The 8,226-nt window shown below is 70.0% G+C and carries 7 protein-coding genes and 1 pseudogene; 4 read left to right on the plus strand and 4 right to left on the minus strand.

Going from position 1 to position 8,226, the window contains the following annotated elements; all coding sequences use genetic code 11:
• From CCN35_RS28390 to CCN35_RS14235, 4 genes and pseudogenes are all read left to right on the plus strand, one after another.
• Nucleotides 1-611: pseudogene (locus CCN35_RS28390) on the plus strand (hypothetical protein); the annotation flags it as partial.
• Nucleotides 612-641: 30 nt separating this feature from the next.
• A complete protein-coding gene (locus CCN35_RS14225; RefSeq protein WP_086792930.1) occupies nt 642-1,385 on the plus strand; it encodes a hypothetical protein in 744 nt (247 codons plus the stop codon).
• 71 nt (nt 1,386-1,456) lie between these two features.
• Nucleotides 1,457-2,248, plus strand: coding sequence for an immunity 49 family protein (locus CCN35_RS14230; RefSeq protein ID WP_086792932.1), 792 nt, complete (start codon nt 1,457-1,459; stop codon nt 2,246-2,248).
• Nucleotides 2,249-2,587: 339 nt separating this feature from the next.
• Complete coding sequence (locus CCN35_RS14235) at nt 2,588-3,904, plus strand: hypothetical protein (RefSeq protein WP_086792934.1); 1,317 nt, start codon at nt 2,588-2,590, stop codon at nt 3,902-3,904.
• 14 nt (nt 3,905-3,918) lie between these two features.
• Here the strand turns inward: CCN35_RS14235 and CCN35_RS14240 are convergent, their stop codons facing one another.
• The 4 genes from CCN35_RS14240 to CCN35_RS14255 form a co-directional block, all read right to left on the minus strand.
• Entirely contained in the window at nt 3,919-6,531 is a 2,613-nt protein-coding gene (locus CCN35_RS14240; protein WP_067400070.1) for a SpoIIE family protein phosphatase, read from the minus strand.
• Nucleotides 6,532-6,816: 285 nt separating this feature from the next.
• On the minus strand, nt 6,817-7,239 hold the full coding sequence (locus CCN35_RS14245; protein ID WP_067400073.1) for an ATP-binding protein: 423 nt from the start codon (nt 7,237-7,239) through the stop codon (nt 6,817-6,819).
• A gap of 128 nt (nt 7,240-7,367) precedes the next feature.
• The gene (locus CCN35_RS14250; protein ID WP_067400076.1) at nt 7,368-7,781 is read right to left on the minus strand and encodes a (deoxy)nucleoside triphosphate pyrophosphohydrolase; all 414 of its coding nucleotides are present in this window, start codon (nt 7,779-7,781) and stop codon (nt 7,368-7,370) included.
• A 42-nt stretch (nt 7,782-7,823) separates the two neighbouring features.
• Nucleotides 7,824-8,018 (minus strand): SPOR domain-containing protein, encoded by a 195-nt coding sequence (locus CCN35_RS14255; RefSeq protein WP_067400079.1) that lies wholly within the window; start codon nt 8,016-8,018, stop codon nt 7,824-7,826.
• Nucleotides 8,019-8,226 lie beyond the last annotated feature (208 nt).

Consider the following 8,226-nt stretch of genomic DNA (forward strand, 5'->3'; position numbering starts at 1 on the left):
CCGGCACCCACACCGCCGAGCAGGCCGGCCGGCACATCCGCCTGGGCGACGGCCTGGACGCCGACCTCGGCGACACCGGCCGCCTCGGCAACGACCTGAACAACCCCGGCCGAATCGGAGACGACCTGCCTACAGGCCGCCCGGATACGACTCCAGGCGGCACAACAGACCGCATGCCCGGTGGCCACGTGGGCGACCACATGCCTACGAACGAACTGGACAACACCTTCCGCGGCGGCCGCAATGACACGCCGAGCACGGGTGCGAACCATACGGACACGCCGTCCACCGATGGCCCGGGCACAAGCGGCCACCACGAGCCTTCATCCACGGGTGGCACCCACGCCGACGGCCCGAGCACGGGTGGTGGCCACCATGAGCCTCCCTCGACGAGCAGCGCCCACCCAAGCGGTCTGGACGACGCTGTTCCCAGCATGGACGATGCCGCTCGCAACGCGGACGAAGCAGCCAAACACCGCGCGGAATACGAGGCTGCCCGCGAGAAGCCGGCCAGCGAGCGGACGCCCGAGGAAAGGGCAGCGATCACCCGCGAGCACGTTCGGCTGGCCAACGAGGACCCAGTCTGGCGTGCGAAGTACTACGACAAGTGAGGGCCCGGCAAGCGAAACAATGCTGAAGAAATGGTCGACGGTCAGCTCTTGCCGAAGCTCGTCGAGAAGCCGGGTGGCGGCTGGATGGCCGCCGACGACATGCCGTACGCGAACCCGGAGAAGTACCATCTCACCCCCTTGGAGAGGGGCCGGGACACGGTACCCCCGGAGAACCTCAAGCACCTCGATGAGGTTTCAGCCAAGCGCATAGCAGGCATGCAACTGACAAATGCCGAAAAAGCATTCGAGGAAACCCCGAGTGCCGAGACGGCAAAGGCGCTCGCCGATGCGCAGGAGAATTTCAACAAGGTAGTCGGTGAGGGCGTTCCCAACAACAGCAAGCTCGGTGAAATCCTCGGTGAAGAAGCCGCACGTCGGCACATGCTCCTGCAGAAGGAGTTCGAGGGCGCCAGCGAGATCACCGATCTTCCCGAGACAGCCAACGGTTCGAAAAGGTTCGACCAGCTCTGGCGCGATAAGGACGGCAACCTCATCATCGTCGAGGCAAAGGGCCCCAACGCAAAGTTGGAATGGCGCCAAGGAAACGGTGAACGCGATCGCGGCACCATGGTGAAGCAGGGGACAATCGAGTACGTTCGTACGATCCTGGCCGACATGGACGACCGCGCCATCTTCTCCCCGAAAGACGCCAAGTACGCTGAAGAAATCCGAGAGGGCATCGAAAACAAGACCTTGCGGTACGTCCTCGTTCAGGCTGTTGAGAACGACGGTAAGTATGCTGGCGCCGAGCTCAAATACTTCAAGATCTTCTAAGGAGAAGAGCGTTGGTCGCAATCATCCCCCGCCCCCCCTTGCCCACAGCGAACGCGGAAGAAGGCCTCGCCGTGCTCCAGGGGAACGCGCAGAAGCTGATCAACGGTCTGGAAGAACGCTCCACCAGGCTGGGCGACGCTCAGAGCCTTACGCTCACCCTGGCCAAGTCCCGCTGCCTGTTGGACCCGCGGGCATCGCTCTTCCCCACCTGGGACGCCTGGGTCACCGCGATGCAGGTCAGTTCCGCCGTGTTCGCCGCCGCGACCACGACCGAGGACCATGTGCAGTGCCGCATCGCGCACAAGGACCGCACGCTTCAGGCCACCGGTCCGCAGTGGTATGTGACCCCGGGCAGCTGGATCACCGCCTTCTACCTGGCCGTGGTGTGCCGGGAACGGGACAGGATCACCGCCCTGTGCCATGTGCCCATCTCCCTGCTGCGGGAGAACGGCTCACGCTCCGACGCATACCACTACGCCTGGGTCGACACCCTCCAGACCTACTGGCTCGGAGGCCAGGATCTCGGCTCGAAGCTGGTGGCCGCGGTCGACGGCACCGACCCGGCGGTCGCCACTGACCCGGAGACGGCGGGAAAACTGCTGTACCCGCCGATGGAGATGTTCCACCGCTTCATCCGCAAGGACCACGACGGCTTCAACCGGGCACTCGCCAACGCCCTTCAGTGGCACAAGGAGTACTGGACCGAGGAAAGCCGGGCCTTCCAGGCCTCGGGTCTCGTCGCTCTCGCTCCGCTCGCCATCGCCTGCTTCGCCCACGACGCGGGCTTCCCCATCGAGGTCGAGTCCGAGTACCTGCCCGCCACCCTCCTCGGACGCAACTGGTGCGGAGAATTCCCCACATGAGATAAGTACGCGTGAGTGCCACCATTCCGCGCCATGGTTCTCCCGGCTCCGACGACGGGGGCTGTGTCGCAGACCTGGGCGAGGATCTGTTGGAGGATGTGCGGCGGCTCGAGTGGTCTCCCAGTCCGATCGACATGGCGCTCGGCACCACGCTGCCGCATCTTCAGGCCCGCTGCGCCGTCGCCCCGCAGGCCGCACGGCTGGAGACCTGGGAAGCATCGGTGACCGGTTCCTCCTGTCAATCGTCAAAGGTGCGCAGCGGGCCGCCGTGGGACCCCGCCGCGGCGGTCGGTGGCGGAGCCGCTGTCGTTGTCAGTGGCGCCTCGCACAATGAGCCGCATGGTTCAGACGTTTCCGCTGACTCTGCCGGGCACCTTGGTGGACACCCACCGCATAGACCTCACCAGGCTCTACTCCCAGGGGTGGGGCGTGGAAGCCGACGATGTCGTGGCCGCCCCCAACGGGGACGTGTACGCGCTGTACCGCGTGCACCGGCACACCTGGGAGGTCTCCGAGGACGAGCAGGATCCGGCGCGGGCCAACTTCGGGTACCGGATCATCACCCGGTACTCCGCGGACGGAGAGGTGCTGGCGAGCGCCCTGTGCTGCCCCTCCTACGGGGACAAGACCGCCTCGGCCGTGGCCAACGGCAGCGACATCAACCTGTGCGTGCTGCCGGACGGCACCCTCGCCGTCAGTGCCCGCCCGGACCGCACCACCCTGATCGCGCCGGATCTGAGCCGGGTGCTCGCCACGTACGACTCGAACGACCACCGTCCCTTCGAGGAGTTCACACCGGGCAACGGCTTCGCCGGGTCGATCGGTGTCACGCCCTCCGGGCGTCTGCTGTGCTCCGTTTCCGAGTACGGGGTCTGGGGCTACGGCAGTTCCCTCGCCAACATCGTCGGCTTCACCGACGGTGCTCTAACCCCCGGCAGCCGGCCCGTGATCGAGGCGATCGCCTCGCTCGATCCCGAGCCCGCCCATCAGAGTGACGACGATCTGAAGTCCCACGTCCACCACCAGGGCAGGCCGGTCGGCCGGGACCACCGCCCCCGGCCCGCGCTGACCGAACCGGTCGCCGACGAGGACCGTCTGTCGCGGTGGCGCGACTCACGGCTCGGACGGCCCGTGCCCCTGGCCGACGACCTGTTCGTCGTTCCCGTCTTCGCCAAGATCTTCCGTTCGGGCAACCGGGGCCGGCCGTTCCTGTTCGCCCTCGTCGACGACCAGGGCGAGATGACCGGACGCCTGCAGGGCCTGGACGCGTACCACGACAGCCCCTTCACCGGCTTCTGCTTCACCCTCGCCTCCGACCCCCGCCGCGGCCGGGTCTTCCACCTCAACCGCTACGGTCTCTACGCCTGGAACAAGGCCGGTGTGCTGCGTGCCAGGCTGGACACCGCGGCCAAGCCGTTCAAACCACTGGTCCACTTCACCCTCACCGCCTGCTCGCCCGAGGGCGACCTGCTGCTGGTCCACCGCAAGCAGCACCTGGTCCTGCGCGTGCCCGCTCCCGACGACCTCTCCGGCCTCGCGGCGGCCGTGGAGAACGCCCTGCGCGCCTACGCCAGGCAGCGCACGGCCCTCAAGAAGGCCTGGGCGCCCGTCAACTGGCACTGGGTCGACACCTCGGCCCCGGTGCACCGCCTCTAGAACAGCTCCGGCATCTAGAACAGCTCCAGCATCGCCTCGGCCGGGTCCATGAGGGTGCTGCCGCTGTCCGGGAGCGGCAGCTCGAACCACACCGTCTTGCCGTGCGGGGTCCGGCGGGAGCCCCAGGCCGCGCTGAGGAGGCCGACGAGCTGGAGGCCGCGGCCGCCCTCGTCGGTGTCGCGGGCACGGCGGCGGCGCGGCTGGACGAGGCCGGCGTCCCAGACCTCGCAGACCAGCGTGCGGTCGAGCAGGAGGCGGAGTCTGATCTCTCCCTCGCCGTAGCGCAGGGCGTTGGTGACCAGTTCGCTGACGAGGAGTTCGGTGGTGTCGGTCAGCTGCTCGAGGTCCCAGGCGGCCAGCTGGGCGCGGGCGTACTCACGGGCGTGGCCGACGCTGCGGGGCTCGCGCGGCAGGACCCAGTCGCCGACGGCCTCGGCGGGCAGGCCCTGGACGCGGGCCATCAGCAGCGCGATGTCGTCCTCGCGGTGGTGGGAGCCGAGGGTGTTCAGGACGTGGTCGCACACGTCCTCCAGCGGGCGGGCCGGGTCGGTGAGGGCACCGACGAAGGCCTGCAGGCCCTCGTCCAGGGGGTGGTCGCGGGATTCGACCAGGCCGTCCGTGTAGAGGGCGAGGAGGGAACCCTCGGGGAGTTCCACCTCCACCTCCTCGAAGGGCTCTCCGCCCACGCCGAGCGGCATCCCGGGCGGGACCTCCAGCATCCGGGCGGACTCGCCGGGCTGCACGAGGACCGGAGGCAGATGGCCCGCGTTGGCGAAGGTGCAGCGGCGCGTCACCGCGTCGTAGACCGCGTAGATGCAGGTCGCCAGGTACACCTCGGAGGGTTCGGCCTCGCGGGGGCGGCGGGCGGCGCGGGTGGCCTGCCGGACGCCGCCGGGGGCGCCGAGACCGCGCGCGATCTCGTCCAGATGGGTGAGGACATCGGCCGGTTCCAGGTCCAGCAGGGCCAGGGTGCGTACCGCTGTGCGGAGTTCGCCCATGGCCACCGCCGCGCGCAGACCGCGGCCCATGACGTCGCCGACGACCAACGCGGTGCGGTGGCCGGGGAGTTCGATGACGTCGAACCAGTCGCCGCCGACCTCGCCGGCCCGGCCTCCGGACGCGCTGCCGGGCAGGTAGCGGCAGGCGATGTCGAGGCCGGCGGCCTCGGGGTCGCCGGGCGGGAGCAGGGAGCGCTGGAGTATCAGCGCGCGTTCGTGCTCGCGCCGGTACAGGCGGGCGTTGTCGATGTTCACGGCGGCGCGTGCGGCGAGTTCCACGGCGAGGTCGCGGTCGCGGTCGCCGAACGGCTCGCTGCCCTTGGCCCGGGCGAACTGCACGAGCCCCACGACGGTGTCCTGGGCGACCATCGGAACGGCCAGGGTGGACTGCACCAGGTCGCCCTCCTCGCCGGGCACGGTGACCGGGCGGGCGGTGCGCAGGGCGTCCGCGCAGGGCGAGTTGAAGGGGTAGCGGTGGACGGAGCCGAGTTCGACAGGGGCGCCGGTGCCGGTGAGCGGCGCGTCGGAGACGGCGCTGGCGAAGGCGACGCGGCGCAGTTCGGCGCTGCCGTCGGCGAGTCCGGGCGCGGTCTCGTCGCCGGCCAGCAGGCCCTGGTAGAGGTCGACGGTGGCCAGGTCGCAGAAGCCGGGGACCACGACGTCGAGGAGCTGGCGCGCGGTGGTCTCCAGGTCGAGGGAGTTGCCGATGCGGGCGCCGGCGTCGTTGAGAAGGGCGAGATTGCGTCGTGCGGCGGCGGCCTCGCGGGCGGCGGCACGGCGGGCGGTGATGTCGGTGCCGAGCCAGGCGATGCCGATGGGGCGTCCGCTTCCGCTGTGGACGCGGTAGAGGTTGACGGACCAGTGGCGGCGTTCGTCCGAGCCGGGCACGAAACCGGTGACGTGCAGGTCGGTGACGGCCTCGCCGCTGTCCAGCACCCGGCGCAGGGTGGCGGCGACCCGCTCGGCCTCGCCGCGCGGCAGGTAGTCGTGGACGCCCTTGCCGCGGTGGTCGTCCGGGGTGCCGCCGAAGATGGACGCGAACCGCTCGTTGGCCCGGCGGACCTTCAGATCGGTGTCGATGAGCAGGAATCCGAAGGGGGACTGACCGAAAATCGCCTGCGAGGCGGCGAGGTCGGTCTCGATACGCCGTAGGGTGCGGACGTCGACCACGATGCACACGGCGGCTCTCTCGCCCTCGGCGGTCCGGGTGGGCATCACATAGATCTCGGCGAGTCCGTCCTCGCCGCGCCGGCCGGTTCCGTCGTCCGGGACCCGGAAGGGGACCACTCCGGTCCACTCCCGTCCGTCGAGGATCTCGGCCATCTTGCGCCGGCTCCGCTCGCGCAGGTCGGCGTCGACGAAGGCCTCGATGGGATCCAGTCCGACGGCGCGTTCGGCGGGGATGCCGAACAGCTGCTCGGCGCGCAGGCTCCACTGGTCGACCAGGCCGTCGGGACCGATGGAGAAGGAGGCCGCCTTGATGTAGTCGTACATCGAGCCGGGCGGGCTGCTCTGCCACATCGCGTCCGCGGGCGGCGCGCCGTCGGCCGAGTCGCCGCCCACGGATGCCGTCCTTGCGCCGTCCGACGGGTCCTCGGACTCCGTGGCCTTCGCTGGTATCTCGCTCACGCGAACCGTCCCCTCCAGCTCACCGCGTCCGGCACCGGTCACCGGGGGCGGCTGCCCGCAGTATCCTGCACTACGGCGCCGCGCAACACGGTGTTCACGATCACAGGGCCGTCCCGATGCTTTTCGGTCTGGTCCGTGACAACACCAAACAGTCTCCTAACCAGGCAAGACCCTGCCGAATCCCACTCGCGCACAACTGTCATCGGCCACCTGCGTCCGCCCGGGGGGCGTCCTCGGGCACACCGGCGGCGGCGTGCGTGCGTGAAGGTCGCGGGACTGTCCGGCTCACCGCGGCACTGCGAGTTCGAACCAGACCGTTTTGCCGTCCTTGCCGGGCCGGGTACCCCAGCGGCGGGAGACGGAGGCCACCAGTTGCAGGCCGCGTCCGCCCTCCTCGTCGCAGCGGGCCGGACGCTCGTGGGGCGGCTCGGGCAACGGGTCGGAGACCTCGACGAGCAGCACCTTCGGCAGGCCCTCGGGACGCAGCAGCCGGACGCCGATGGGGCCGGCGGCATGCTGCAGGGAATTGGTGACCAGTTCACTCACCAGCAGGGCCGCGGTGTCGCCGAGCGAGGCGAGATTCCAGCCGCGCAACTGGCCGCGGACGGCGGCACGGGCGTCGTGCACCGCGCCGGGATCCGCGGGGAAGGTCCACTCGGCGCAGTGCCCGTCGGTCTTGATCACGCCGATCACTTCCCAGGTCGGCACACCCGCTCACGGTCGTACGGACTCGAGGGGCGAGTACCCATGTCCGGGGGTCGGTATCCTCCGCGCCGTCTCCGGCATCCCGCGCCTCCTGCGGCACGCGGGTTCCGACGGCCCGCCCGGGCTGCTCCTCACGCGCGGGAGCCGGCGGCGAGACGGGCGAGGACCTGCCGCACGGCGGGCACGTCCTGCTCCAGCCAGGGAACGGTCCAGATCTCGTCCGGCGCGAGCCAGCGCAGCTCGTCGTGGTCCTGCAGCGGCTCGGGCCCGGCGGATCCCGCGCACAGCCGTGCCGTCCACACCCGCAGCTCGTACGGCGCCCTCAGCGGCCAGCTGCCCGGGATCCGCTCGACGGCCTCGGCCTCGACGCCCAGCTCCTCGCGCAGCTCGCGCACCAGGGCGTCCTCGGGGCGCTCGCCCGGTTCCACCTTGCCGCCGGGCAGCTCCCAGCGTCCGGCCAGCTCGGGGGGCGCGCTGCGGCGGGCGGCGAGCAGACGGCCGCCGTCGAGAAGGGCGGCGCCCACCACCACGATCGGTTCGGTCATGCGCCGGAGCCTACGGGAGCGGGAGCGGGAGCGGCGAAGGGGTCAGTCGTCCTCGTCCTCGCCGTCGCCGTTCCGGTCGATGCGCTCGACCCAGTACAGCTGGGTGTCCGGGCCGTCGAGGCTGTCCGCGATCTTCTGGGCTTCGGCGCGGGTGGCGTAGCGGCCCACGCTGTACCGGTTGCCGTTGTCGTCCTGCCGGACGACGTGCCAGGGAAGGGTGATCATGCTGTCGTTCATCGCGTCCCGCTTCTCCTTCCCGCCCCTGCGCGCCCGGCCTCCTGACCTTGCCGTGCCCCGCCCGTCGAGGAAACCTCACTGTGCATATGCCCGAGCCTACGCCCAACCTTCACGCAGCGAATACGGGTTTTTACGAAGAGGTAAGGGCTGTCCCGTAACTGCTGGTCGCAGGTGAGATGATCATGGTGTGGCTGGTGTGATCACGGCT

It is taken from the genome of Streptomyces thermovulgaris (assembly GCF_002155915.1).
Lineage (GTDB): Bacteria > Actinomycetota > Actinomycetes > Streptomycetales > Streptomycetaceae > Streptomyces > Streptomyces thermovulgaris.